Here is a 25,870-nt window from a genome sequence, read left to right on the forward strand (position 1 = left end):
AGTCCTATTATTTTGTGGCCAATGCCACCAAATTAGGAATTCAGTGGTATTTTTGATTTTTCAAAACCCTACTTTAAAATGACCAACCACCAAGAAATATCTTCTTTCATCTGGAATGTGTGTGATGATGTACTCAGAGGATTGTTTAAACCGCATGAATATGGAGATGTGATTTTGCCTTTTGTAGTATTACGCAGGCTAGATTGTGTTCTTGAACCTCAAAAAGATATGGCCTACCAGCTTTATAATGAGTACAAGGACAAAATTGAAGACCCAAGTCCAATTATTCAGAACGCCATAAAGCACAGTTTTTACAACCATTCACAATATGACCTTTCTAGACTTACAGCCAATAGCCTAAAGCTTAACTTTGAGAACTACCTCAATGGTTTCTCTCAGAATGTGGCAGATATAATTGAGAAATTCCAGTTAGACAAACCGGTGAAAAAACTGTTGGACAACAATAGGCTTTATCTACTGATTTCCAAGTTTAAAGAGATTGACCTGCATCCTGATGTGGTGAACAACCACACTATGGGTCAAATCTTTGAAGAGCTACTGAGAAAATTCTCAGAGATGTCTAATGAAACCAGTGGTGAGCATTATACTCCAAGAGATGTAGTAAAGTTACTGGTAGGACTTACTTTATCTGAAAATAAAGAAGATTTAGAAGGAGAAGGAAAGATTAGAAGCATTTTTGACCCATGTTGTGGTACTGGTGGCATGTTATCTATAGGCAAAGAATGGATATTGGAGAACATAAATCCTACTATTGATATTAGGCTATCTGGCCAAGAGCTAAATCCTCAGACTTATGCTATTTGTAAGTCAGATATGCTCATAACAGGTGAAAATCCTGAAAATATCCACCTTGGCTCTAGTCTTTCAGAAGATAAACTTCAAGGTAAAACTTTTGACTATATGATTACCAATCCACCTTTTGGTGTTTCTTGGAAGTCAGAGCAGGAATATGTTTTGGCTGAAGCTGAGAATCCACAAGGTAGATTTTCTGTTGGAACTCCCAGAAGTTCTGATGGCTCATTGTTGTTTTTACAGCACATGATTTCTAAAATGGAAACCAAAGGCAGTAGGATAGGAGTGGTATTTAATGGCTCTCCTTTGTTTACTGGTGATGCAGGTTCAGGAGAATCAGAGATTAGAAGATGGATTATAGAAAATGATTGGCTTGAAGCTATTGTTGCACTACCAGACCAATTGTTCTTTAACACTGGTATAAGCACTTATATTTGGGTGGTTACCAACAAAAAGAAGCCAAATAGAAGGGGTAAAGTACAGCTCATAAATGCCACAGACTTACACCAGACCATGAAGAAATCTTTAGGAAGCAAGCGGAAGTATATCGCAGATAGCCAAAGAGATGAAATATTACAGATGTTTTTAGATTTTAAAGAAACTGAACATTGTAAAATCTACCCTAATACCTTTTTTGGATATACCAAGGTGACCATAGAACAAGCCCTACTGGATGAAAGTGGCCGACCTGTTCTAGACAAGAAATCTAAAACTCCAAAAGCTGATGGCAGTCTCAGAGATTTTGAGAGAATACCACTTTCCACTGATATTGATAGCTATTTTGAGAATGAAGTAAAACCACATCTACCATTTGCTTGGATGGACAGAAGCAAGGATAAGCGAGGTTATGAGATAAACTTCACTAAGTATTTTTACCAATATAAACCACTCAGAAGCCTGCAAGACATAACAAATGACCTACTAAAGCTAGAGGAGGAAAGCGATGGTTTGTTTCAAAAAATATTGGAGAAATGAGAAGGTGGGAATACATTCAAAGAGATAAAAAGGCCTTGAGATCTTGGTTTAATGGGAAAAAAGGCAAAATATCGTGGGATATGAACAGTTTTTTAAAATGGTATCAATATCAGGAAAAAGTATGTAGGTATTGTGGTGTTTCTGAAAAAACATGTCAGGAAGTAATTCACAAAGGGTTGCTGAACTCAAAAAGGTTTGCAACTGAAGGTGTTTTTGCGAGAGGAGTAAATAGAGGTTATTGGCTTGAAATTGATAGAAAAGAGCCAAATGAGCCTTATTCAGAGAATAACTGTGTTTTGGCATGCTATTTCTGTAATAATGACAAAAGTGATGTCTTCAATGAAAAACAATACCTCGAATTCAAGGAAAATAGGTCGGATTTTTTGAGGAAATTAATTCTAAAAGAAAATGAAACTCTATCAAAATAAGAATAATAAGCTAAATCTGGTTTCTGGATTACAATTCAAGCTTGAAAAGGAAATTCAAAATTTAGTTGAGAATAATGTAAATGAACTTTTTGGTCTAAAGTTTATTAAGTCGGAGCTAACAGTTAAAAATTTTAGAATTGATACACTTTGTTATGACCACGAAAATAAGTCATTTGTTATTATAGAATACAAAAGAGATAGGAATTTTTCTGTCATTGACCAGGGATACACCTACATGTCTTTGCTCCTAAACAACAAATCTGATTTTATTCTTGAGTTTAATGAGTCTGGCAAAGAAACTCTGAAAAGAGACGAAGTTGATTGGTCTCAGTCTAGGGTAATATTTATAGCTCCTGGGTTTACAGAATTTCAGAAACACTCTATAAATTTCAAAGATGTACCTTTTGAGTTATGGGAAGTTAACCAGTTTGAGAACAATCTGGTTGGATTCTCGCAGCATAAGACTGAATCAAAAGAAAGTATTTCAACTATTTCTAGTCAGAATTCAAGTATTATTACAGAAATAACCAAAGAAGTAACTGTTTATTCTGAGCAAGATCATTTATATGCTAGAAAGAAAGATGAAAGAGTTATTGAAATGTACACAGCATTAAAAAAGAGGGTTGTTGAGCTTGGTGACGAAGTTGAGATGGTTCCCAAAAAGCATTATATAAGCTTTAAAAGTAGTAAAACATTCTGTGACTTTATTATTTTTAGAGATCATATCAAACTACTTCTAAACCTAAAGAAGGGAGAGCTGGATGATCCGAAGGGATTGACCAAAGATTTGAGTAATCAAGGTCACTGGGGCAATGGTGACTATGAAATTTGGATTAACATTGGTGATGATTTGGATTACACTATGTTTCTTGTCGGTCAATCCTATAAAAAGCATCGTATTTAAAAATCCCAAACATTATTCTTAATGAATCTGAAAACCATAAATATTAAACCAATACACTCTCTAATAGATTTTTGTAAAATATGGGCACCACTCTACCCGGATGGTAAAAGAGACAAGGAGTTCTATTTTCCTGCTTTAGAGGCTAAAACAATAAATGAGGAGTTACTTTTAGGTTTTTTTGAGTGGAAAAATGGCACAAAGCTCTCTACACTAAAGAAGGCCTCCCTTAAAAATAAAATTCTGAAACTAGAGGTTATCAATGATTTAAGAGACAGAGAAACTGTTGATTTGAAGAAAATTAGAGCATCATTTCCTGATGTTAGTGATATTTGGCTAATCACTCTGGCTCATCTTATTAATCCTGATGCCTTTCCAATCTTTGATCAACACGTTTACAGAGCCTATAAGTTTTTAGAGTTGAACACCGTAGATATTTATGATTATGATAAGGAATACAACAGGTTGAAGCTCTACAGAAGTAATTATTTGCCATTTTTTTTAGAGATAGTACATGATGATATAATTGGAAGAAAGACTTTGGATGAAGCTTTTTGGACATTTGGGAAGTTTTTGGCTACCTATCACCGAATTTTGGAATGATGGGCATACAACAACAATTTTCATTTCTAAGCAATCCTTTGATTTCTAGCTTTCAGAAGGAAAAGGAACCTAATTTGTTAGAAATAGCCAGAGTTAGTCATAAAGAACTAACTGTTAGTAATTTGTATGCTTACTTTCTGAATAAAAGTGAAAGCCATGGGCTTGGTAGTTTGTTTTTGGATAGTTTGATAGAGCTCTTACCTACTAATTCTTTTGTGATTGGAGATGAGCCAATAAGAATTGAAAGAGAGGTTTATACTTTTGGTACAGGAAAGTTCATTGATGTAGTAATTACTGATGGAAACCAAGTTATAGTGATAGAAAACAAGGTATATGCTACTCTATACAATGATTTGGAGGCATACAAAAGCCATTTTAAAGTCAAAAACTTGGTAGGAATTGTACTTTCTTCTAGAAAAGAACAAAATACAGGAGGTTTTGAAGCAATTACACACAAAGAATGGCTCACAAAAATCTTATATAACTATAAAATTTCTACTGATATTAGCCTTAGTCCTAGACAAGAATACAATTTTTACACCTTTGTAGAGATTTTGAGAAATATGAACAATACTATTGACGATTTAGACAATACCTTAGCCTTTTTTAAAACAAATGCTGAGCAAATACTTGCTTTACAAAAAATGAAAAGCTCATTTGCTAAGGTTATACTTGAACAAATAAGCCTTTTGGTTCAAAATATAGGTTTTGTAGCCATAGAAAACAAAAAGGATTTGTCTTTAGAATATACTTTTTCTGATGCTCCAAGTCTGATTTTATACATTTACCTAGAAGATAGTGACCTTTCTCTACTGAAAGTAGCACTTTGGATTAGAAACAACCCTGACTTAGTATATTCTTGGAGAAATACCGATAGATTTAAAAATGAGAAAATTGAAATATGCAATTTGGGTTTGTTGGTTGTAAATGAGGCCAATCCTTTAGGTGGCAATTCCTGGACTCCTATTGTCAGAAAGCATTATAGCTTGAAATCTATAGAAAATCTACTTGATTTAACAGAACTTCAAAATGACCTCAAATCTGCTTGGGAAAAAGCAATAAATACCTTAAAAACGATTACAAACCCATGAAGCCTTACCCAAAATACAAACCCACAAACATAGACTGGATTGGTGATATACCTGAGCATTGGTCAAGTAGGAAGGTTGCATGGAGTTTTAATCTTATCGGTAGTGGCACTACCCCTAAGAGTGATTCAGATCTCTACTATGAGAATGGAAAACATAATTGGCTCTTGACTGGTGATTTAACTGATGGAGAAATCTTCGAAACTTCAAAAAAAGTTACAGATTTGGCTCTCAAGGAAACATCCTCGTTAAAGAAATATCCCAAAAATAGTATTGTTATGGCAATGTATGGGGCTACAATTGGCAAATTGGGTATATTAAAAATTGAAACCACAACAAATCAGGCTTGTTGCGTTCTTGCAGACAGTCCATATTTTGATTATAAATATGTGTTTTATTGGATGCTTTCGAGTAGAGAATCTATTATTAATTTAAGCTATGGTGGTGGACAGCCAAATATTAATCAGGATATTGTTAAAGGATTAAAACTGACTTACCCACCCCTCCCAGAACAACAAGCCATAGTAACCTACCTAGACCAAAAAACTGCTCTGATTGATGAATTGATAGCCAAAAAGGAAAGAAAAATTGAGCTACTAAAAGAAAACAGAACTGCTCTTATCAATCATGTAGTTACAAAAGGTTTAGATCCTACTGTAAAATACAAAGACTCAGGTATTGAGTGGATTGGCGAGATTCCTGAGCATTGGAATGTTTTACCACTTAAATATTTCTCAAATATTACTTTAGGGAAAATGTTAACTCCAGAGGACAAGGGTGATTATATGCTGAAAAATTATTTGAGAAGCCAAAATATTCAAAATGAGAAAGTTAATATAGAAGATGTAAAACAAATGTGGTTCTCAGAAAAGGAAATTGAAAATTACAGGTTAAAAAAATTTGATTTATTAATTAATGAAGGTGGAGATGTGGGAAGAACCTGCATTTGGCTAGAAGAATTAGAAGAATGTTACATCCAGAATTCAGTAAATAGGGTTAAACTTAAAGATGGAGATCCTTATTTCTTTCTCTATCATTCTATTTCTCATCATCAAAATAAATATTATGAAAATTCTGTAAATAAAGTAAGTATTCCTCATTTGACTAAGGAAAAGCTTGAGAATATTAGATTTGTCTACCCACCGAAAGTTGAACAACAGCAAATTGTTAAATATTTGGATGCTCAAACAAATTTAATTGACCAAAATATCAGCCTAGAACTACAAAAAATTGAAAAACTTAAAGAGTACAGACAAAGCCTGATTTCAAATGTAGTTACAGGTAAAATTTGTGTTTTGGAGGATTGAGAGTGCAATTTCTACAAGAATTCTACTTGTTAAAAGACAGCCAACCAAAACAAAAAGCCTATATATATCTACTGTTTTGCCTTACTTTTTAGGTGGATTTCTTTCTTAAAATACAATAATTTACTAATTTTCAGTCAGAAGCCAAAAAATCCCTATAAATGACTGAAAAAAGGTTTGAAGAATATATAGAAAACTATTTAACATCTACACATCAAAATGGATTGAAATACCACTCAACCAACACAAATCTATATATAAGAGAACTTGGTTTGGTTGGGTCTGAGGTATTGGCATTTGTTAAGGCTACTCAACCAAAAGCTTATGAAAACTGGCAGGCTCATTTTGGTGAGCAAGCGGATGAAAAACTACTCAAAAGACTTTCTACAGAAATACAGGCCAATGGTGTCATAAGAGTACTAAGAGAGGGCATCAGAGACAAAGGAGTGTATTTTGACATGGTTTATTTTGAACCTAAATCTGGTCTAAATCCAGAACATCAACAAAAATATCTACTCAATAGACTTTCTGTAGTTAGACAGCTCAAATACTCTCTCAAAAATGAGAATTCTATAGATATGGTGCTTTGCATCAATGGCATTCCTATCATTGGTCTGGAACTAAAAAACCAATTTACTGGTCAGGACATCAACAATGCCATTCATCAATATAAGTTTGATAGAGACCCAAAAAATGAGCCTCTTTTACAGTTTAAAAGGATGCTGGTGCATTTTGTGGTAGATAATGATTCAGTAGGCATGACCTCCAAATTGAGTGGCTCAGAAACAAAGTTCTTGCCTTATAACAGAGGTATTGTCAATCCAATAGTAGAAAATGATTACAAGGTCTCCTACCTCTGGAAAGAGGTTTTGAGTCCAGAATCAGTGTTAGATATTATAGAAAACTTTGCCTTAGAAACCACAGAATTAGAAAAAGAGTGGGATGATAAATCAGGTAGGGTTATAGAGAAGAAAAAAGAGCTGTTGATTTTTCCAAGGTACCATCAGCTAGATGTTATCAGAAACCTACGAAATCAAATCAAAGTAGATGGTACAGGGCATTATTACTTGATTCAGCATACCACTGGTTCAGGCAAAAGTTACTCTATTGGTTGGCTAGCTCATACTTTGACCTCATTATATAAAAACCCTACAGAGAAAACCAGAATATTTGATACTGTCATAGTAGTAACAGATAGAAAGGTTTTAGACAAGCAGCTTCAGAAAACACTAAAGGATTTGGAGCAAACTGCTGGAGTGGTTAAAGCCATCGACAAAAACTCTCAACAGCTTAAAGATGCCTTGGCTAAAGGGAATGACATCATAGTCACTACAATCCAAAAGTTCGGTGTAATTGCTGATGAAATGTCGAAACTCAGAGGTAGAACCTTTGGAGTTATCATAGATGAGGTACATTCTTCACAAACAGGAGAAACTTCCAAAAAACTAAAGAAATCACTTTCTGTGAATCTACCTCAAATGAATTTGGCAGCTGAGCCAGAGCCAATTTATGGAGAGGAAAAAGAGGAAGAGGATTTTGAGGATTTAATAACAAAAGACCTACTAACAAGAGGTAAGCAAGAACACATATCATTTTTTGGCTTTACTGGCACACCCAAAAACAAAACATTGGAGCTTTTTGGTAGAAAGAATGAGCAAGGGCAGTTTGTGCCTTTCCATAGCTACACCATGAAGCAGTCAATAGCTGAAGGCTACACTTTGGATGTTTTGGAGCATTTTATGCCTTACAAAAGATGGTTTAAGCTCAAAAAGGAGGATGATAATGATGATTTGGAACTTCCAGAGGGCAAGGTAAAAAGAGAATTGGTCAATTATGTAGATTCTCATCCAGAGACCATCAGGCAGAAAGTGGCTATAATGCTCAATCAATTCGTGAATCATACCCAAAAACAAATCAGAGGAAGAGCCAGGGCAATGGTAGTTGTTAGGTCAAGAAAACATTGTGTGCTGTTTCAGCAGGAAATGATAAAGCAGATGAAAGACCTCAGATTACCCTACTCATGTTTAGTAGCTTTTAGTGGTTCTGTCCACCATGAAGGCTCTGAGCATACAGAAAGTTCTTTAAACTCAGACAATGGATTACAACACAGTGTTTCTATTCCAGATGGTCTAAAAGACCCTAGATTCAGAATCCTGATTGTATCTAGCAAGTTTCAGACTGGCTTTGATGAACCGCTTATACATACCATGTTTGTAGATAAAAGACTTGGAGGAGTTCAGGCTGTACAGACATTATCTAGGCTTAATAGAAAAGCCTCTGGCAAAACAGACACTTTTGTGCTTGATTTTGTAAATGAGCCAGAAGAAATAGTGATGGCTTTCCAGCCATTCTATACATCTACCTTCCTAAGTGGAGAGACAGATTCTTACAAGCTCTACGAATTAGAAACAGAAGTAAGGAAGTTTCAACTTTATACCAAATTTGAGGTAGATGAGTTTTGTAAGCTGTTTTATGAGGATCGGAAGTTTGACCAATTGCTACAAACACCAATTGGAAGAGTAGTAGAAAGGTGGCAAGCCATAGAAGATGAATCCAAAAGAGAGGAATTCAGGTCAATCATAAATTCCTACTGTAGATTATACAGCTACATATCACAGATTATGGATTTTCAAGACAAAGAGCTTGAAAAACAGTTCATTTTCTTGAAATATCTAAAGAAAAAGCTACCAAAAAGAAAAGGCTCTACCTTGGATATCACTGATTCAGTAGATTTGGATTCTCTACGAATTCAGAAAATAGGAGAGATGAAGCTTAGCCTAGAAGACAAAGAAGGCTCATTGGATCCAATGTCAGAAAGTGGCACCAAAGGCACAAAGCCAGAAGAAATAGACCTACTATCTGAAATCATTAGAAAAGTCAATGAGGTACATGGTCTGAATCTAAAGGAGGAAGATAAGGTACACCTCAACAATGTGTACAAAAGAATGAGCCAAAGTGAGGAAGTCCAGAAAGTAATGCAAGGCGACAACTCAGAAGCCAACAAAAAACAGTACTGGAATGATATGCTTAGTAGGTTTTTCTTAGAGTATGTGAATGATAACTTTGACTTCTACAAAACAGTGGAATCTCCTGATAAGAAGCCAATTATAGCCGATTTGATGCTGAGGCAGTTTTTGAGGGGTAATAATCTATAAAGTATTTGATATGAGATTTGATATTGGTAGCTATTCTTATAATTTTTTCGACCTTGAGGAATCGAGTATAGATGAGCTAACCATAAAACAAAATGGCACTTTAGATAACTGTCTGATTGTTCATTCTAGTGGTGAATATTTTGATGGTTTTTTAATTCTAAAAAAAACCAATGTAAATACAGTTTGTAAGATATCGTTTCATAAATCAAATCAAACTTCAAAATATACTCCAAGGTTAGAATTTCGGAAAATTGACAGTAAGCAAAATATCAAAAAATCAAAGGGTAATGATGTAATTATTGGTTTTAATACTGGAGATGATGCTAGAAGTTTTTGGAAAATGATAGGATTCTTAAATAGTTTTAAGGAACTCGTTGATTCAGAGCAATTTGAGCCAAACGTGGCTTTTGGTCCCTATCTAAGCACCTTCAAGCTCAAGGAGAATTTCATAAAAATACAAGAGCTTGGTGAGCTAATTGATAAGTCAGCTTTCAGTAGCGAAGAAATTAAAGAAATTCTCAAAAACAGTAGAAAGAAAGCTATTTATGGCTTTTATTGTTTTCTTAAGAATGTTCACATTTCTGGAAAAGATCCTTTTCAATTTTATAGAGATGTGAGGATTATAAATGATCATGGAGAGGAAGCTGTTTGGCACCAATTTTTTAAAAATAATGATTGGATTCTTGGCTTAAATACTAAAATTACTTTTATAAGGGACTTGTTATCAGAGCAAAAAGTCGGCATTGAAGATTCTAAAGGGGGTGGTAGTCCAAAGGTAGACTTTATTGGTATTTCATATTTTAACACTCTAATTGAACTAAAAACAAGCAATACTGAGATTTTCAAAAAGGGAAAAACTTCCAAATCAAGGACTAATACATGGGATTTCTCTAATGATTTTATAGAGGCATTTAGTCAAACCTTGGCCCAAAGATCAGATTTCTACAACAAAAAGGAAATAATTGACAATGATTCTAAAATAATTGACTTGGAAATTCACAGAATTTTGGATCCTAAGGCGATTTTGATTTTTGGGAACAGAAATAAAGAATTTCCTCATATCAGGGACTTAGGTTCAAATTATAAAAGTGAATGTTTTGAAAGATTTAGAAATAGCAATAGCAATGTCTCAATAATTACGTATGATGAGCTATTTGAAAGGGCTTTTTCCATAGTATATAGTGAAAAACTGCCTATTAACTGGTATACGATTCCAGAGAATGAATTCATCAGAAATGTAATTAGATATTCCCTTTGAGATGTATTACCACGTCAATTTTTTTTGCAAAAAAGATGATTTAGGCAAAAATAAAGACTTTTTGATTTTTTATAAATTTTTGACTTCCGCTGGCGAAATAGGCTGAAGCTTCTCAAAATGGGTGTTGTTAGTTCAATTTTGGATGTTTATGTTTGAGCATTGGTTTATGAAATTATATACAAATTAATATGAAACATGATTCGAAAAACATCAAAGTAGCAATTCTATACTCGCATGACTCTGAAGAACACATAAATAATGTTAACAGGTTTTGTGCCACTTTGAGAGATGTTTGGGGCTTTGAGGCAGTAATAGACACCATAAAGCGTCAAGAGACGTCAGCAATAAATTTCAGAAAGATGCAACATCAGTTTTTTACAGCCTTTAATAAAATTATAGTTGTATTGAGTAGAGGTTACAAACTGAAAGCTGAAGGATTTTCTGGAGGTGTCGGTGAAGAATATCAAATTTTAATCAACGATTTACCTTCAAACCCTCAAAAGTATGTTTTTGTAATGTTGAATTCTTCTAACCTTAATGATATAGTACCAGTAGGGTTACGGGGTTATGATGTGTTAGATTTGGAACTTACTTCAAATTGGACTCTTTTGAATGCTAAACTTCAGGAAACTACGGTATCAATTTTTCCTCCTGTCAATGATTCTATGAGGCCAGTCCAAACTAAAACAATTCAAACAGATGTCATAAAACAAAAATTAACTTGTAAGGTTTTTAAACTTATTGGCCGAAAGAGTACAATTGCTAACAAAATATATCGTATTAATCTGGATTTGAAGGTTGTAATCTCAAACGAGAGTGACACTAATTTAGAAAAGGTTTTGTTGCAATTCAATTCACTTGAGGACTTTTTTGATTTTGATGATTTTACCAAGAAGCCCAGCAGCAAAATTGATTTAGAACTTTTTAAAGGACAAGAAGAGGTTATATCCCTTCCTTCACTACAGATACACAGTGGTAATTGTTATAAATTTCTTAGTCAAGATTTTAAAATCTCTTTGTTTTCAAAATTAGAAAAAGTAGACCTATTTCTGAATTTTTCAGAAATACCCTGGGAAGATAATTTTGAAGCTAACTATCTTAATGTTAGTGACTTTTAATTTTATAAAAGGTTTTTGAGAATAATAACTCTTAATTATGAAATACTACGAAGTCTTAGAAAATCCAATTCTACTAAAAAAAATAGCCTTTTGGTGTATTGTTGGAGGTATTCTCATTGTCTTTGTGTTTTTGGTTGCTCTCTTGTTAAAAGGAATTGGTATTTATGATGGAGTACTGGATATGGCAATTACTGGCCAAGTAGGAGACTTTATAGGCGGCTTTGTTGGATCTATTTGGAGCTTGGCTAGTATTGTTCTTTTCGTAGCAGCTTTAAAAATGCAAGGTGAAGAGCTCAAAAACCAACAAATTGAGATAAAATATCAAACTGAGGAATTTAGGAGTAACAGGATAATGACTCTTATTTTCAAACAAGCTGAGTTGAGTAATACCTACTTAAGTAAATTACAGTTCTATTATCTCGGAAATTTTCATGATGGATACAATGCTTTAATAATGGTAGGTAGAGCTGTTAAAAGAATGGTGGAGAAATTTGATTACGTACCCACAGATGACAGGGTTATGATTGTATCCAACCTGCAAAGCCTGATTCAAGGTGTGAACTATAAGATCTATATTGAGCATATTCATCAGAGTAACGTATTATTAATGAATTTGTTAGCTACTAATGATTTTACTCACTCTGAAAAGTCTTATTTCTTGAGGCTGTATAAATCTCTACTGCATCTAACAGATCTTCGTAATTTCTGTAATTTGATTTTACCAACATTGGAAATCAAATGTTTAAAGGACAACAGAAACCAGGAGACAAATTGGGCCGAGTTAAACCCTGAGGATTATAAAAGTACTAAAGAATTTTACGAAAGGCTCAACACTAGATTGCACGAAATAGTATTATTTCTTTAATGGATTCAGGCCTTAAAGATAAAAGTTGTGTGGATGTAGTGATTAGAAAAGGCTAATGGGATACCGCTGGTTTTTTTGAAGTAGGTTGAGTATAATGATAATTGGAGAATAAGTCAGGTAATGGTAGAGTAGTTAGGACTATTAATTTAAACTTAAATGATATTGTAGTACTATAATTGAGGAACTTTAACAGGTAGCCATAAACTAATTATGTTAATAGATATATTAATTTGATGGTGTTAACGAAATTATAATCAGTGAATTACAGGTTAACTTGGTGTGGTTCTTGTAGTTATGAAGGAATAAAGAATATAAAAATATTTTTACTTTTGTTTGCAGAATTGTAAAGTAACTTGTTAATTTTACAGAAATAAGTAAAAGATGTAGTGCTGTATAGAGGTTTATTTGCTACAAGTAATAACTCAATTATATAGACATTAGAGATGTTACTAATAAAAAAGCCCTACTGTCAATAGGGCTCTTTTAATCTAAGCTTACAGAAAAAGATTCGTAATGTTCCTGAGAATTTCACTAATCGTTTTCAAAGCTTCCAAAGACGGCTTGTTCTTACCAAGCCATTTAAAAAAACTGTTCATAATAAAAATCTCCCTAAGGAATATAAACTTGAGGAGATTTTTACTTTTATATACCTGGTACTTCAAAATTAGTACTTTTGTTAGAAATGAAAAACTCAAATTGGTGACAAATTGAATTTTAATTTTCTTGGGTTATGAACTGAAGAAAATCGTACTTTATTTTTATTGTTGTAAGTATTTGAAAATCTGTTAATTATATTCGGAGTGGCAAGTTTGTTGAAAAAATAAAAGTTTTCCACAGGTAAAGAAAATTGCAATTCTTATCATAACAATCCGATATTGTCTAAGTTCTCAACTGATATTAAAATCTTAATAAATTCTATTTTTTTGAAAAAATAGTTTTTACCACTTGTCTTTTTTCTCTTCAAGTGTTAGGAATAATTAGAAAACATATCTTCAAGATGGTCAAATAATGAATTTTGGGATTTTGAAGTTAATAGAATGACAAAGGGAAAACACTTTATCTAATGAAGTAGGCTCATTAATAAGAGGCTTAGAAAATAGATCTAGCCCTTTAGAACAATCTACTAATAAAAGGCCATTTTCGTTTAGGTTTTAATACACAAAAGTACAATATTGGAAATACAACAAATTCCTATAGAATTTAGACTTGGTATTACAGCTATTTTATCCTGTTTTGTTAATATTGTATAATCGCATGAAAGTTTCCATTGAATCTCAAGAAAATGTAATATAAATTGTAGTTTGACATTCTTCCATAGTATCGCTAAAATTTGTAATCCTTCAACAAATATTTAAGGTTTAAATTCCGAGATTTAGCTTCAAAGCATATTAAAATTGCTTTGAATAGTGGTCTTCTCCCAGTAGAATGTCAGTATCTGTATATTTCTCGAACTTTATTTGTAAAAGAAAATTATCCAGAATTTGAATAGCCAATGGCTCAAGTCCAAGGCTATTGAGATTGGTAGAGTCTATAATATGCCAATTGCCAGTATTAATATGAGTCTTCACATCTTTGCTTGAAATCCTTATTGTTTCTGTGAAAGAATCACCATTCATCATAATTCTTGTAGTTGACAGAGTGTACTGTTTTTCATTGACAGATATTCTCCTACCAATAATTTGTACAATTCTAGCTGGTTTCATAATTTTTGTTCAAAATTATGCTGTAGAACATGATTCAATGGCTGAATTTCGTAGCAATCAGGGAAATTGAAGCTAAATATCAAATTTTAGGAGGTCTGAGGCTGGTAATTCCAAGGCTAAACCAATGGCAGCAAGAGTAGAAATTGTTGTGTTAACTTCACCTCTCTCAATATTACCAATCTGATTTTTAGACAGGCCAGACTTAAAACACAGCTCTTCTTGGCTCAAACCTTTAGACTCTCTCAGTCTTTTAAGGTTAGCTCCAAACTTCTTTAGTAGGTCTGTATTTCTAGAATTATTCACGGCCCAAAAGTGGGCTTAATAAATATTTTCTACCACCCAATATATTGGGTATTAAGTTATTTTTTAATTTGCATCACATTTAAAATCCTAAAATATCATCATGATCTACTTTTTTATCATTATCGGAGTCCTTGTTGTTTATAAGTTTATTGCAGATAGTAACAAACAGACAGAACAACTTAAAGGAGAGCCACTTCCTCAAAAGTTTAATGCTTTCATTGAGACTTTGAACAAATATGCTTTTTCTGGGTCTGGTCTAACTACAAAACTTTCTGAAACCAGCTATAACTTATATAAGGAAGGTGAAAACCAAATTATCAATTTGGAATATGCTTTTGGAACATTAAAAGTTATCTGGAGGTACAAATATTTTCAGCAAGAATTGGTCCATAAAAAAGAGTTTGAAAATTCGCAGAATATAAGGCAGGATTGGCAAATTAGAATGGCGGATTCCTTGATTTCTGAGATGAAGAAAGCCATTGAGCTTCACAAAATACAAGTAAACCACAATCTCAACTCAAATTAAACAACATCACTTATGGGCTTTTTTGATAATTTATTTAGTAGCTCTCCTAAAAGGTTGAGGACAGATGGAATTTATGTCTGGAATTTCTCTGGCCAAACTCCAAAGGGTTATTGTCCTGGATTGAGTGGTCTGCTCAGATTTGTTGACAACCAAGTTTATATGGAGCAATTTGATGAACTTTTTTATCCTTCCAAGGCAGATATAGCTCAGATTTTGTCACAAGAATATTATGAAAACTTGGATCTTGGTGAAATATCAAGAGAAAAAGGCTTTATTGAAATCAGGTTTATACAGAATGCTTACAAAGGGCAAGTTTTTGATAATAAACTTGTACTGGATATTTTTATGGTTGGATATGACGTCGGAACAGCCTCAATTGTTGACACTAGAATATTTGAAAAGGCCGAATTTCTATTCTTGGAATCTAAAACATAAGATTTTAAAAAATCAGTTTGGTCTATTTTACCTTAAGTAACTGTCAATATTTATTTGAGCTTCGCTTATTGATGGCTTAAATCTACAGTTTTTACTTTAACATACTCTAGTTAAGACTGTCTTCTCCGAAAACTAATCACAACTTTTTATTTTTCTATACCTCCACTCATAAGTAGTTAGAGCTAATACCCCATCTTTTTTGGCCCCTGCCATAGCCCCCCTGCATGTTTGAATGCACTGGTTCATTTGGATGTATTCTAAGATCATTCTGGTTTGGTAAAACTTTCAATCCCATTGATTATTAATAGCATTAGACTGGTTTGGCAGTGGTTTGTTTTTTTGTTTCACCTAAAAAAAAATTAAAAAATGGTAAAAGTTACTGGTTTTCAAAAAAGAACCTCTACTGAAGGACATGTTTATTTTGCCTTGGAGCTTCAATCAGATGATTTAGAATTTATTGTCTCACAGAAGACAGGCAGGCACTATGCAACTGTCAGAAAATGTTGGATGTCTTGTACATTTAATGAACATGTTTGTGCAATGATGGTTGGCAAATCTATGCCAGGAACCATTCATAAAGAAGCTTGTGAACCCTACGCATTTGTGGTTGAAGATGAGGAAATCACCATGTCTTACAGAATGGTCTATTCTCCTATAGAATCTCAAAATACAGAATCTGTGGTCTTTGGAACAACTCAAATGCAAGAAGCTTAGAAGCCAACCAAACCAATTATTATTTATAAGGCATTGACTTGGTTGACTTTGCCTTTTTTTATTTTAAAGTAATTATGAAATTAGAAATTGTAAAAAGAGAGCAGGCCAAAATTAAAATTGGCCTCCAAGGTGCTAGTGGCTCTGGGAAGAGTTATAGTGCCCTACTACTTGCCTATGGAATGTTGCAAGACTGGTCAAAAATAGCAGTGATAGATACAGAGAATAAGTCTGCTAGTCTATATTCTCATTTAGGTAGATTTTATTTGATTGACTTCAAACCACCATATTCACCTGAAAGATATTTACAGGCTGTAAATCTTTGCATTCAGGCTGGCATTGAGGTAGTTATTATTGACAATATATCAATGGAATGGGAATTTATTTTAGAAGCACATTCCCAATTGTCTGGAAACAGCTACACGAACTGGGCAAAATTTACACCTCGGCATCAAATGTTTATAAATGCAATTTTACAAGCAGATATTCACATAATATGTACTCTAAGGGCAAAACAGGATTATGTTCTCACTCCAAACAAGGATGGTAAATTAGTGCCAGAAAAGGTAGGAATGAAGGCAATTCAGAGAGATGGAGTTGACTATGAATTAACTCTTGTATTTGAACTGGATCAAAAGCATAATGCTGTAGCTACCAAAGACCGAACAGGACTGTTTGAGGGAATGCCAGATTTTAAGATTTCTCAAGAAACAGGTAGAACTATTGTGGAATGGTGTAAACAAGGAGAAATAACAGTCAGAGATTATGCCAACTTAATTAAAGCCTGTGACACTTTAGAGGAGCTGAGGAATTTTTATGAAAGTGTAGCTATGGAAGTTCAAACTCAATTCAAAGATGAGTTCAATTTAAGACAAAGTCAGTTAAAATCCTTCACCCAAAATTATAGCCAAAATGGAACTACAGTTAATTAACCCAGAAATAAAGCTCTCAGAGAGTGTTTCTTCCTCAGAGCTGGCTTTTATTCAAGCCAATACCATTCCAATGGCCTTGTATGAATTAGAACAGAAGCATATTATCCCAGTTTTTGTAAAAGACAATGAACCTGTAATATCACACCATGACTTTATAGGTTGTGTACAAGAGGTTGCTTCTCATGTTTTTAAAAATGAGACTATTCTACCTCCAAGTCTTAGAGTTTCACACCCTATCAAAGGAAGGATTCCAGAGGCAAAAGAGAAGTCGGCCAAGGACTTGTTAGAGCATGAAAAGACCATTTATTATGAAAGAATGGCATTTGTGATAGAAATTCCATCAGTCTACTCTGAAATCAATGGCAATAGGCTGTCATTAACTGTAGGCGGCATCAAAGCCTACAATATGGACAACTTGTACAATAGAAAAGGTGCTGATGAGCATTTCAAGATATTCATTGGGTTTCAAAACAAAGTCTGTTGCAATCTCTGTATTTGGACTGATGGATTTTCAGGAGTTCTAAAGGTGAAAAGCTCCAGTGACTTGATGAAGCAAATTTTTGAAGTTTTTACAACTTATAGTTTTGAACAACATTTTAGTTTTCTTAATAGGTTTAAGGAGTATTATTTGACTGAAAATCAGTTTGCTAACTTGTTGGGTAGGGCTAAAATGTATCAATATCTACCTTTACAAGAGAAAAAGATGCTTCCAAATCTTATGTTTGGAGATAATCAGATTGGGATTGTTGCCAGAGATTATTACCAAGATGAGTCTTTTTGTAGAAATCCTGATGGTTCTGTAAATCTATGGAATCTTTATAATTTGTTCACAGGAGCAAACAAGCAGTCCTACATTGATACTTTCTTAGATAGAGGCCTGAATGCTTTTTCTTTTGTTAAGCATCTAGAGAATAGTTTGGAAAGAGGCTCAAATACTTGGTTTTTAAGTTAAAGCTATAAGAATGGCAGGTTTTTTTGAGCCTAAAATTGTTTTAGATCCATTTTCTCTACTCTTTGTGAGTAGAATTGGTGTTTTAAAAAGAGTTTACTGTCCTTTTTACGTTAAATGTAGAAATCCTGTGGATTCTTACATTTTAGAGCAACAGGTTGTTGTTGATATGGTTAAGACAGAGGTTTTAATAGGAATTACATATATAATAAAAGGTAAATCCTACCATCATAGCCATTTTGAGATACTGAGTTAGACTTCGTTGAGGATTATGCTGTATTTTGTTGGATGTACTTTTGAGAAGGTTTACCTCAGTAAATAAGAAAACCACTGAAAATGAACATCAGAGCTCTAGAAATAATATTATTTGTTAGAAAATCTGGTTTATTGGATTAGAAACTCCTACTTTTTAATAGTAGCTAATTAAAGGGTAGGAGTCTTTTAGAATTGAGTTGTTAGGCAAAATGTTATGCAACCAAAAACAAAAAAGGAGCTACATTTCTGTAACTCCTTTATAATTAAGCTCCCGAAGCTGGGCTCGAACCAGCGACCCTCTGATTAACAGTCAGATGCTCTAACCGACTGAGCTATTCAGGAATCATGGTGCAAAAGTAGAACGTTTTTTCTTATTGTTCAAACATTTCGTAACAAAAAATTTATCTTTTTTTGAGTTTTTATCTTGACTGAGGTTTAAACTTTTACAAATCAGGCTTTTAAATAGTCGTTTTTTTATTCTTATTTTTTTGATAAATTTGAGTTCAATTTGAAAATCACCTAATGAAAGCAGTTTTCAAAAATATTAAAAGCCGCGACGCATTTCTTTTCTCCTAAAGAACAATTTCCCTTTTTTATTTTTTTAACCCCTCTTCCAAAATCAATGGAAGAGCATTTTCTATTTTTCAAAGATGAAAACAATAATTGAACCTTTCAGAATAAAGGCCGTAGAGCCTATATTTTTTACTACAGAAGACCAAAGAGCTCAAAAACTTAAAGAAGTTGGATACAACTTATTCGGTTTAAAAGCCGAAGATGTCATCATCGATTTACTCACCGACAGCGGCACCTCCGCCATGAGTGCCATGCAGTGGGCCGGCATTATGAACGGCGATGAGAGTTACGCCGGTTCACGAAGCTTTTATCGTTTTGAGGAAACCATCAAAAAGATTACAGGTCTTACGCACATTATTCCTACCCATCAAGGACGTGCCGCTGAAAAAATTCTTTTTTCTATTGTGGGTGGAGAAGGTCAAATTATTCCAAACAATACCCATTTTGATACTACCAGGGCCAATATCGAATTTAGTGGAGCCGAAGCAATAGATTTCTTGAATGAAAATGGCAAAAAACCTGATTTTATAGCAGACTTTAAAGGTAATATGGATGTGGAAAAGTTGCGTTCATTTCTTGCCGAAAATGCCGAGAAAGTACCATTGGTTATGCTCACCATTACCAACAATTCTGGGGGTGGGCAGCCGGTTTCTATGGAGAATATACGTCAAGTAAGCGAAGTTTGTAGAGAATTTCAGAAGCCGTTTTTTTTAGATGCATGTAGATTTGCCGAAAATGCCTATTTTATTAAAATTAGGGAACACGGATATGATAAAAAAAGCATATTAGAAATTTGCCAAGAAATGTTTAGTTATGCCGACGGCATGACTATGAGTGCAAAAAAAGATGCTTTGGTGAATATTGGAGGATTTTTGGCTTTAAATGACGAAGATTTAGCCCAAAAATGCAGAAATGTATTGGTGGTTACCGAGGGTTTTCCTACCTACGGGGGCTTGGCTGGTCGAGATTTGGAGGCGATAGCCCAAGGTTTGGAGGAAATATTGGATGAGAGTTATTTGCATTATAGAATCAGAACCATTGCCTATTTAGGAGAAAAACTAGTAGAGGCTGGTGTTCCATTGATACTGCCAACGGGAGGGCATGCTGTGTATTTAGATGCTGGAAAATTCTGTGAACACATACCCAACTACGAGTTTCCGGGACAAGCCATTGCATGTGCCCTATACCTTAAAGGAGGTATTAGAGCATGCGAAATAGGCTCTGTGATGTTTGGGAAGTACAATGAAAATGGCAAAACAGTTTCTCCAGATTTGGAATTGGTTAGATTGGCTATTCCAAGAAGAGTTTATACCCAAAGTCATATTGATTACGTGGTTGAAGTAATCATAGAGGTTTTTCAGGAGCGAGAAAAATTAAAGGGTTATAAAATTGTAAAAGAGCCTCCAATGCTAAGGCATTTTACAGCGGAGTTTGCTGAATTGTAATAGAAAAAATGCCTCTTTATTAAAGTAAAGGGGCATTTTTAAAAATAAACCGTTGTAAAGTCTTTGTGAATTATTGGCTTTAAAAACTTCCAGGTGGTTTAGTTTTAATGTAAAGATATATAGACACTTCTGCTCTCAATTATAAAAGACCCTACCAAAGTGACCCCATGTGGGTACTACCTTAGGCATTAATTACCTCTTTTTTACTTCTAAAAATGGAAGACATAGCTTTAAATTCTTAGGATCTATTCGCCAAACTATCCACTACTTCGTTTAGCACCGTTATTATTTCATTTACCATGATTTGCATTTGACTGGGATCTCTCTCCACATAATCAAACTTTTCAAGGGTTTTTATTGTGTCCATGATAGAATTAACTCCCATCTGTTCAACACTCGGTTTTATTTTATGAGCAATTTTTCGAACCTGTTCAAAATTTCCTTCCGAATAAGCTTTGCTCATTTCGGTGCTACTATTTTTTACTAAATCTATAAAAATAACAATCATTTGATTTATGTAATCCTTATCCCCATTCAGTAGATTTTCTAGGCTCGTTAAATCATATAATGGTATTTCCTTTTTGATTTCAACCTTGGAATTTAATTCCAATGGTAGAATATCATATGACAAACTTAAAACATGTTCTATTTTCCTGAAGAAATCTTGCTCGTCAAAGGGCTTAGTAACAAAATCATTCATGCCTTTTCTCAGATACAAATCAATGTCGTGTTTAAAGGCATTAGCAGTAAGTGCAATTATCGGTGTGTTATTTAATAATTTTTCTCGAATGAATTCTGTAGCTTCTACGCCATCCATGACTGGCATTTGAATATCCATCAATATCAAGTCGAAGTTCTGTTTTTGTATTAATTCGGTAGCAACTAATCCGTTCTCAGCTTCTGTTGTATCAAAGCCTAGGAATTTTAAACTTTGAATGGCAATGAATCTGTTCATTTCGTTATCTTCAACTAACAACACTCTTTTTCCACTGAAAACTCCTGCTTTTATTTGCTTTTTAATTGATGCAAAAGATTGTGGATCCGCAATTTTAAATTCAATATCAAATGAACAAGTAGTACCAATGTTTTTTTGGCTTGTTACTTTCAAAGTGCCGCCCATTAGCTTAATTAAGTCGTTAGAAATAGCCATACCCAAACCAGTGCCTTCATATTTCCGATTTGAAGTATTTTGCTCTTGGGAAAATTTGTCGAAAATTCTTAATACAAATTCCTCTGACATACCTATACCCGAATCCTTGACTTCAAATCTCAGTTTTTGGGAATCCTTGTAGTTTTCTAATAGTTCAACTGAAAGATTGATACTTCCTTTATCTGTAAATTTGATTGCATTCCCCAATAAATTTATTAAGACTTGTCTTAATCGGGTTTCGTCTCCTTTTAATGCAGGTTTGATATCGCTATTTACGTTGAGTTTAAAGTCGATATTTTTGTCTTTTGCTTGCGAATACATAATAGAATGCACATTGTAAGCCAGAGCACTTGGACTAAATGATTCTTCGATGAGTTCCATGTCGCCAGACTCTATTTTGGCTATATCTAAAATATTATTTAGAATAGTTAGCAAATGCTTGGCAGAGCTTTCAGATTGTTTTACATAAAAATGCTGATCAGTCGTTAGATTCTCTTTGTTGAGCTGCCTTATCATGCCAATAATTACATTTAGTGGTGTACGTATTTCATGACTCATATTGGCCAAAAACAACTCCTTTGCTTTAGCTGCCGACTCGGCGAAAGTTTTGGCCTTTGCTAGCTCTTGTTCAAGTCTCTTTTTAACTGAAATATCTAAATGAATTATGATATAACCGATAAGGTGACCCTTATCATTAAAATTTGGTGCGTTACTAATAAACCACCAATGAGACTCACCTTGTTTATCTATAAATTCAATTTCATACCCTTCAGAATGTCTTTCGGATTGTTTTTGAGCATGGTTGTTTATCGCTATTTTGTATTCATCTGAAAACGACAAATCTAGTATAGACTTACCTTTTAACTCCTCGAGCTTATGCCCTGACATATCACAAAAACTTTGGTTAGCAAAAATTACTGCATTGTTTAAGTCAATTTCTAATAAGCCTAAATTCATATTTGCAAGAATATTCCTGTATTTTTCTTCCTGCAAACGCAATTGATTTTCCCATTTTTGTCTATTGCGTATATTTATGAGCATTTGCCCAAACAACAACAACAAACGCTTTTCTTTTTCAGTGTAGTTATAATGTTTTTTTACAGAATCAAAACCTACAAAACCTACAAGTTCCTGACCATCTAACATAGGCAAGGCTATCAGGCTTTTAATGCCTTGTGGTTCTAATATTGATTTCAGCCCACCTTCTTCCTTTTCATTTAAAGCTGCTACATCAGAAATATAAAATACTTCTCCATTTTGATGTTTTGTGATCCATTGCGGAAAAAAATCATTCGGAACATCTTGAAGATTATCTATTTCAGGTGCAATCCCCTCATTGCACCATTCATATATATTGGAAGTAGTGCCTTTTTCAAAATTATACTCAAAAATATAGGCCCGATCAGATGATACAAACAATCCCATCATTTCCAAGGACCGGTTAATCGTGTTCTCAACATCTTTGGGGTCTAAATTGATATAGGTTGATGCTATATCTATTAATGCTTCTTGAAGCCTTAACTCCTGATCTAGCGTGTTTTGTGCAATATATTCTTTTGTTCTATCTATTGCTACACCATCTAATCTTATGGGTTCATTAAGATTATTGTACACATACTTACCTTTATTTCTTATCCATTTTATATGGCCATTTTCTGTTTTAATTCGGTATTTTACATTGAAACTTCCGATTTTAGATAAACTCAAATATATTTCCTCTATAATATATTTATCTTCATCTACAATCAATTCCTGCCACACATCAAAGTCATTGAGAAATTTATCAGCTTTAATCTCAAATACGCTTTCGATAGAGGGTGTCACAAAAATTACCTCTTTTTCTGGTATTTTTATCGACCACACTACATCTGTCATTTCATTTAAAATGCTCTCCAGTTTTTGATTGTAATCTTTTATCTTAGTTTCTTGACAACGTCTTTCGGTAATATCCCTTGATATGGCAATGACAAAATTGGAATTCTTAATCGTGATTAAGTTTACAGTAACTTCTACAGGTATTAATTCCTTTGTCTTTTGATTAATATTAATTCCCTCTAAAATTATTTGGCCATTTGTTCGTAGTTGCTCAATATGCAATGCCCAAGCATTTTCGTTTTCTCTAAAGATATTTTCAAAATCGCTTACATGGTATTTTTTAATTTCGTCTTGGCTAATTCCAAGTCTTTGAGAGGCTACCTCATTTATATAATACAAGCTTCCATTTTCATTAGCTACTTGAATAGCATCGGAAGATTTATCAAATAAGCTTTGCAAAAGCTTTAGCCGCTGCTCCTCTTCAGCCCTATTTAAATCTCTGCCTAATTGAAAAACCACTTTTTTCAGTTCAAAAATCATCTCATCTGAAAGTACGTTTTTCCTTACCAATACTAACCTGCCGAATGTATCTAATGAAAAACCATAAAACTTATCCTCGTCTAGCTCTCTAAATACTGTCGGAGTAACCAAGTCTGCCCATTCTTCCTTAATAAGGTTTAATTTATTTTGCCACTCCAAGTTTGTATTTAAGGCTTTGGGCAAAATATTGGTCCATTCATTTTGATGTATTATAGCTACAGAAAAACAATTTAGTTTTCTCAAATACAAGTGTAGAACTTTTGGCAAATCTACCGAAACCTCATCTACTATTCTTTGATTTAAAGCTATCTCAAGCAATACTTGAATATCTAAACTTCCTTTTTCCATTGAGCTATTACTACTGTTTTATTGTATAATTCTAAAGCCGAATTTCCAGGGTTTGCTATTTCACCAATACTAAGCACACCGTTTGCTGCCTGATTTTTATTCATTAATGTTAACTCATTTTTATAATCTTCTTGCATAAATAATACTCTTGAAATACAATCGATACAAATTTGAGTAAAACTTGAATAGCCCAATTTGTTTGAATTCTCAACCGCACTTTTAGTACCCTCCAATAATGAACCCAAGTCTCCATGCATGATTCGAATATACTCACCTTCGGGTACCTCATCTACTATGTGCAGAAATCCTTTTTCTGTAGCAAATGGATCTCTAATAATCATTTCGTCGTCTAATTTTACCAAGCCCAATGGATAGGATTTAGCAATATCAAAAAAATTATCTTGATCTATAACAAGTCCGCTGTGGTTTAAGATATTTTCTTTATAAACATCAAAAGCTGGCTTCCAGTTTAAAGACAATACGGTATTGTTTCGGGTTTCAGTTACCTTAATAAGGTCAGATATTGGATGCCAACCATGAGCTACCCCTATAGAAATTACTTTTTTCATTGCTCCAAGCACTGCTCCATGCTCCACTATTTCTTGATTTGCAAAAACACAAGGAAAGGACTGAAAACTTAAAGAACCTGCACCTCCTCCCAGATAATTTACAAAAGGGCCGAGTTCGTCGTATAAATGATGCATAAAGGATTTTTTATTCTCCCATAATGCATTGAAGAAACAAAAAACACTTTCTAATTTACCCGAAACTCCGCTTAAACATTCTGCTATAGAATTGCCGAAACAGTCCTCTTTAACATTATTGTCAAATTTAACTACAGTTAACTCCTCAAAAACAGGAATCAACACAAAGCCTTCTTCTTTTCTCAGTCCATCTGCTATTATTTCAGGGAAAAAACCTCCTAACAGTGGCTTGGTATTCTCCTTCATAACGACAATTAAATCATCAGAAGAAGGCCTATTTTTATCTCCACCAAATAGTAATAAACTTTTAATCTGTTTATCACCTTGGACTTTAATGAGCAATTCTTTTAGAACAATAAGATTTTGTGCGTACATATAAAGCTGAATATAAGTATCTAATAATGATAATATTAACTATAATATTGATTAAAAAATCAATACACAGGGACGTTTATTTCAGTCTACTTGAAATCAAGGCCAATTATGGCTAGATTGATTAACCTTGGGGAAATTTCTAACCCAATCGGTTTAAAATTGTTTAATAAAAGATAACTGTTAGATACTTAAGGAAAGCTATTAAGTTTCATAGTTAAATTAAACATTTACCATAAAAGTTATAAAAAATTAAATTTTAGAGTTGAAAAAATAGTCAATAATTATTTTAACTCGACATTTAAAAATTATTGCAACTCTAGAATTCAATACATTTAAAGCAAAAATTATGCCTTTTGTATAAAAAAATAATAAAAATTTGAGAAGTATGGTATATGAATTTAGGAGTTTTAAAAACACTGACAAAATCTAAAAAACGAGTTTTACTAAACGTATTGAAATATTTGAAAGAATTTCCCACAGGCATATTATGTGAATAGGAATAAAGAAAATTTTACTTTGGACTTTTTTAAAAACGAGCAAGAATTATTCAGGGTTCAAATGAGCCTGATTAACATAGATTCGAGAATATAACGTCGTC

At 33.5% G+C, this 25,870-nt stretch carries 21 protein-coding genes and 1 tRNA gene; 17 read left to right on the plus strand and 5 right to left on the minus strand.

The features are described 5' to 3' along the window. Window positions 1-78: 78 nt before the first annotated feature. The 10 genes from EGI31_RS08310 (at window position 79) to EGI31_RS08355 (ending at window position 12,508) form a co-directional block, all read left to right on the plus strand. Window positions 79-1,788 (plus strand): type I restriction-modification system subunit M, encoded by a 1,710-nt coding sequence (locus tag EGI31_RS08310; RefSeq protein WP_255036750.1) that lies wholly within the window; start codon window positions 79-81, stop codon window positions 1,786-1,788. A gap of 80 nt (window positions 1,789-1,868) precedes the next feature. Next, window positions 1,869-2,216, plus strand: coding sequence for a hypothetical protein (locus tag EGI31_RS08315; RefSeq protein ID WP_255036751.1), 348 nt, complete (start codon window positions 1,869-1,871; stop codon window positions 2,214-2,216). Further along, window positions 2,197-3,120, plus strand: a complete 924-nt coding sequence (locus EGI31_RS08320; RefSeq protein ID WP_255036753.1) for a DUF5655 domain-containing protein — start codon at window positions 2,197-2,199, stop codon at window positions 3,118-3,120. Before EGI31_RS08315 ends, EGI31_RS08320 begins: the two co-directional genes overlap by 20 nt. A gap of 21 nt (window positions 3,121-3,141) precedes the next feature. Next, window positions 3,142-3,720: a hypothetical protein gene (locus EGI31_RS08325; RefSeq protein ID WP_255036755.1), complete on the plus strand. Its 579-nt coding sequence runs from the start codon at window positions 3,142-3,144 to the stop codon at window positions 3,718-3,720. Next, the gene (locus EGI31_RS08330; RefSeq protein ID WP_255036756.1) at window positions 3,717-4,811 is read left to right on the plus strand and encodes a PD-(D/E)XK nuclease family protein; all 1,095 of its coding nucleotides are present in this window, start codon (window positions 3,717-3,719) and stop codon (window positions 4,809-4,811) included. The genes EGI31_RS08325 and EGI31_RS08330 overlap by 4 nt, the downstream gene beginning before the upstream one ends. Continuing rightward, window positions 4,808-6,115, plus strand: coding sequence for a restriction endonuclease subunit S (locus EGI31_RS08335; protein ID WP_255036758.1), 1,308 nt, complete (start codon window positions 4,808-4,810; stop codon window positions 6,113-6,115). The genes EGI31_RS08330 and EGI31_RS08335 overlap by 4 nt, the downstream gene beginning before the upstream one ends. Window positions 6,116-6,273: 158 nt before the next feature. Continuing rightward, on the plus strand, window positions 6,274-9,267 hold the full coding sequence (locus EGI31_RS08340; RefSeq protein WP_255036759.1) for a type I restriction endonuclease subunit R: 2,994 nt from the start codon (window positions 6,274-6,276) through the stop codon (window positions 9,265-9,267). Window positions 9,268-9,277: 10 nt separating this feature from the next. Further along, entirely contained in the window at window positions 9,278-10,525 is a 1,248-nt protein-coding gene (locus EGI31_RS08345) for a Shedu anti-phage system protein SduA domain-containing protein (protein WP_255036760.1), read from the plus strand. A 188-nt stretch (window positions 10,526-10,713) separates the two neighbouring features. Further along, the gene (locus EGI31_RS08350) at window positions 10,714-11,643 is read left to right on the plus strand and encodes an SEFIR domain-containing protein (protein ID WP_255036761.1); all 930 of its coding nucleotides are present in this window, start codon (window positions 10,714-10,716) and stop codon (window positions 11,641-11,643) included. Window positions 11,644-11,680: 37 nt separating this feature from the next. Further along, complete coding sequence (locus EGI31_RS08355) at window positions 11,681-12,508, plus strand: hypothetical protein (RefSeq protein ID WP_255036762.1); 828 nt, start codon at window positions 11,681-11,683, stop codon at window positions 12,506-12,508. A gap of 1,388 nt (window positions 12,509-13,896) precedes the next feature. On the opposite strand, the gene EGI31_RS08360 is transcribed toward EGI31_RS08355, so the two are convergent. After that, entirely contained in the window at window positions 13,897-14,211 is a 315-nt protein-coding gene (locus EGI31_RS08360; protein WP_255036763.1) for a hypothetical protein, read from the minus strand. Window positions 14,212-14,283: 72 nt separating this feature from the next. Next, window positions 14,284-14,514, minus strand: coding sequence for a helix-turn-helix domain-containing protein (locus tag EGI31_RS08365; RefSeq protein WP_255036764.1), 231 nt, complete (start codon window positions 14,512-14,514; stop codon window positions 14,284-14,286). A gap of 100 nt (window positions 14,515-14,614) precedes the next feature. Between EGI31_RS08365 and EGI31_RS08370 the strand changes: the two genes are divergently transcribed. The 6 genes from EGI31_RS08370 (at window position 14,615) to EGI31_RS08395 (ending at window position 18,323) form a co-directional block, all read left to right on the plus strand. Then, the gene (locus tag EGI31_RS08370) at window positions 14,615-15,040 is read left to right on the plus strand and encodes a hypothetical protein (protein ID WP_255036765.1); all 426 of its coding nucleotides are present in this window, start codon (window positions 14,615-14,617) and stop codon (window positions 15,038-15,040) included. A gap of 12 nt (window positions 15,041-15,052) precedes the next feature. After that, the gene (locus tag EGI31_RS08375; protein ID WP_255036767.1) at window positions 15,053-15,475 is read left to right on the plus strand and encodes a hypothetical protein; all 423 of its coding nucleotides are present in this window, start codon (window positions 15,053-15,055) and stop codon (window positions 15,473-15,475) included. 366 nt (window positions 15,476-15,841) lie between these two features. After that, window positions 15,842-16,189, plus strand: a complete 348-nt coding sequence (locus EGI31_RS08380) for a hypothetical protein (protein ID WP_255036768.1) — start codon at window positions 15,842-15,844, stop codon at window positions 16,187-16,189. Window positions 16,190-16,263: 74 nt separating this feature from the next. Continuing rightward, a complete protein-coding gene (locus EGI31_RS08385; protein ID WP_255036769.1) occupies window positions 16,264-17,118 on the plus strand; it encodes an AAA family ATPase in 855 nt (284 codons plus the stop codon). Then, entirely contained in the window at window positions 17,099-18,070 is a 972-nt protein-coding gene (locus EGI31_RS08390; protein ID WP_255036770.1) for a DUF3871 family protein, read from the plus strand. Before EGI31_RS08385 ends, EGI31_RS08390 begins: the two co-directional genes overlap by 20 nt. Before the next feature lie 10 nt (window positions 18,071-18,080). Next, the gene (locus EGI31_RS08395) at window positions 18,081-18,323 is read left to right on the plus strand and encodes a hypothetical protein (protein ID WP_255036771.1); all 243 of its coding nucleotides are present in this window, start codon (window positions 18,081-18,083) and stop codon (window positions 18,321-18,323) included. A gap of 267 nt (window positions 18,324-18,590) precedes the next feature. On the opposite strand, the gene EGI31_RS08400 is transcribed toward EGI31_RS08395, so the two are convergent. Continuing rightward, window positions 18,591-18,664, minus strand: a tRNA-Asn gene (locus EGI31_RS08400). Window positions 18,665-18,972: 308 nt separating this feature from the next. Between EGI31_RS08400 and EGI31_RS08405 the strand changes: the two genes are divergently transcribed. Then, a complete protein-coding gene (locus tag EGI31_RS08405) occupies window positions 18,973-20,340 on the plus strand; it encodes a tryptophanase (RefSeq protein WP_255036772.1) in 1,368 nt (455 codons plus the stop codon). Window positions 20,341-20,578: 238 nt separating this feature from the next. Here the strand turns inward: EGI31_RS08405 and EGI31_RS08410 are convergent, their stop codons facing one another. Together EGI31_RS08410 and EGI31_RS08415 are read right to left on the minus strand one after the other, a co-directional pair. After that, a complete protein-coding gene (locus EGI31_RS08410) occupies window positions 20,579-24,193 on the minus strand; it encodes a PAS domain S-box protein (protein WP_255036773.1) in 3,615 nt (1,204 codons plus the stop codon). After that, window positions 24,175-25,272, minus strand: coding sequence for an FIST signal transduction protein (locus EGI31_RS08415; protein WP_255036774.1), 1,098 nt, complete (start codon window positions 25,270-25,272; stop codon window positions 24,175-24,177). Before EGI31_RS08415 ends, EGI31_RS08410 begins: the two co-directional genes overlap by 19 nt. Between the last annotated feature and the right edge of the window lie 598 nt (window positions 25,273-25,870).

Source organism: Lacihabitans soyangensis (assembly GCF_024343775.1).
Taxonomy (GTDB): Bacteria; Bacteroidota; Bacteroidia; order Cytophagales; family Spirosomataceae; genus Leadbetterella; species Leadbetterella soyangensis.

Coding starts and splice junctions, on each gene's coding strand:
- EGI31_RS08310 (WP_255036750.1), top strand. CDS start 79: ATGACCAACCACCAAGAAATATCTTCTTTCATCTGGAATGTGTGTGAT.
- EGI31_RS08315 (WP_255036751.1), top strand. CDS start 1,869: ATGAACAGTTTTTTAAAATGGTATCAATATCAGGAAAAAGTATGTAGG.
- EGI31_RS08320 (WP_255036753.1), top strand. CDS start 2,197: ATGAAACTCTATCAAAATAAGAATAATAAGCTAAATCTGGTTTCTGGA.
- EGI31_RS08325 (WP_255036755.1), top strand. CDS start 3,142: ATGAATCTGAAAACCATAAATATTAAACCAATACACTCTCTAATAGAT.
- EGI31_RS08330 (WP_255036756.1), top strand. CDS start 3,717: ATGATGGGCATACAACAACAATTTTCATTTCTAAGCAATCCTTTGATT.
- EGI31_RS08335 (WP_255036758.1), top strand. CDS start 4,808: ATGAAGCCTTACCCAAAATACAAACCCACAAACATAGACTGGATTGGT.
- EGI31_RS08340 (WP_255036759.1), top strand. CDS start 6,274: ATGACTGAAAAAAGGTTTGAAGAATATATAGAAAACTATTTAACATCT.
- EGI31_RS08345 (WP_255036760.1), top strand. CDS start 9,278: ATGAGATTTGATATTGGTAGCTATTCTTATAATTTTTTCGACCTTGAG.
- EGI31_RS08350 (WP_255036761.1), top strand. CDS start 10,714: ATGAAACATGATTCGAAAAACATCAAAGTAGCAATTCTATACTCGCAT.
- EGI31_RS08355 (WP_255036762.1), top strand. CDS start 11,681: ATGAAATACTACGAAGTCTTAGAAAATCCAATTCTACTAAAAAAAATA.
- EGI31_RS08360 (WP_255036763.1), bottom strand. CDS start 14,211: ATGAAACCAGCTAGAATTGTACAAATTATTGGTAGGAGAATATCTGTC.
- EGI31_RS08370 (WP_255036765.1), top strand. CDS start 14,615: ATGATCTACTTTTTTATCATTATCGGAGTCCTTGTTGTTTATAAGTTT.
- EGI31_RS08375 (WP_255036767.1), top strand. CDS start 15,053: ATGGGCTTTTTTGATAATTTATTTAGTAGCTCTCCTAAAAGGTTGAGG.
- EGI31_RS08380 (WP_255036768.1), top strand. CDS start 15,842: ATGGTAAAAGTTACTGGTTTTCAAAAAAGAACCTCTACTGAAGGACAT.
- EGI31_RS08385 (WP_255036769.1), top strand. CDS start 16,264: ATGAAATTAGAAATTGTAAAAAGAGAGCAGGCCAAAATTAAAATTGGC.
- EGI31_RS08390 (WP_255036770.1), top strand. CDS start 17,099: ATGGAACTACAGTTAATTAACCCAGAAATAAAGCTCTCAGAGAGTGTT.
- EGI31_RS08395 (WP_255036771.1), top strand. CDS start 18,081: ATGGCAGGTTTTTTTGAGCCTAAAATTGTTTTAGATCCATTTTCTCTA.
- EGI31_RS08405 (WP_255036772.1), top strand. CDS start 18,973: ATGAAAACAATAATTGAACCTTTCAGAATAAAGGCCGTAGAGCCTATA.
- EGI31_RS08410 (WP_255036773.1), bottom strand. CDS start 24,193: ATGGAAAAAGGAAGTTTAGATATTCAAGTATTGCTTGAGATAGCTTTA.
- EGI31_RS08415 (WP_255036774.1), bottom strand. CDS start 25,272: ATGTACGCACAAAATCTTATTGTTCTAAAAGAATTGCTCATTAAAGTC.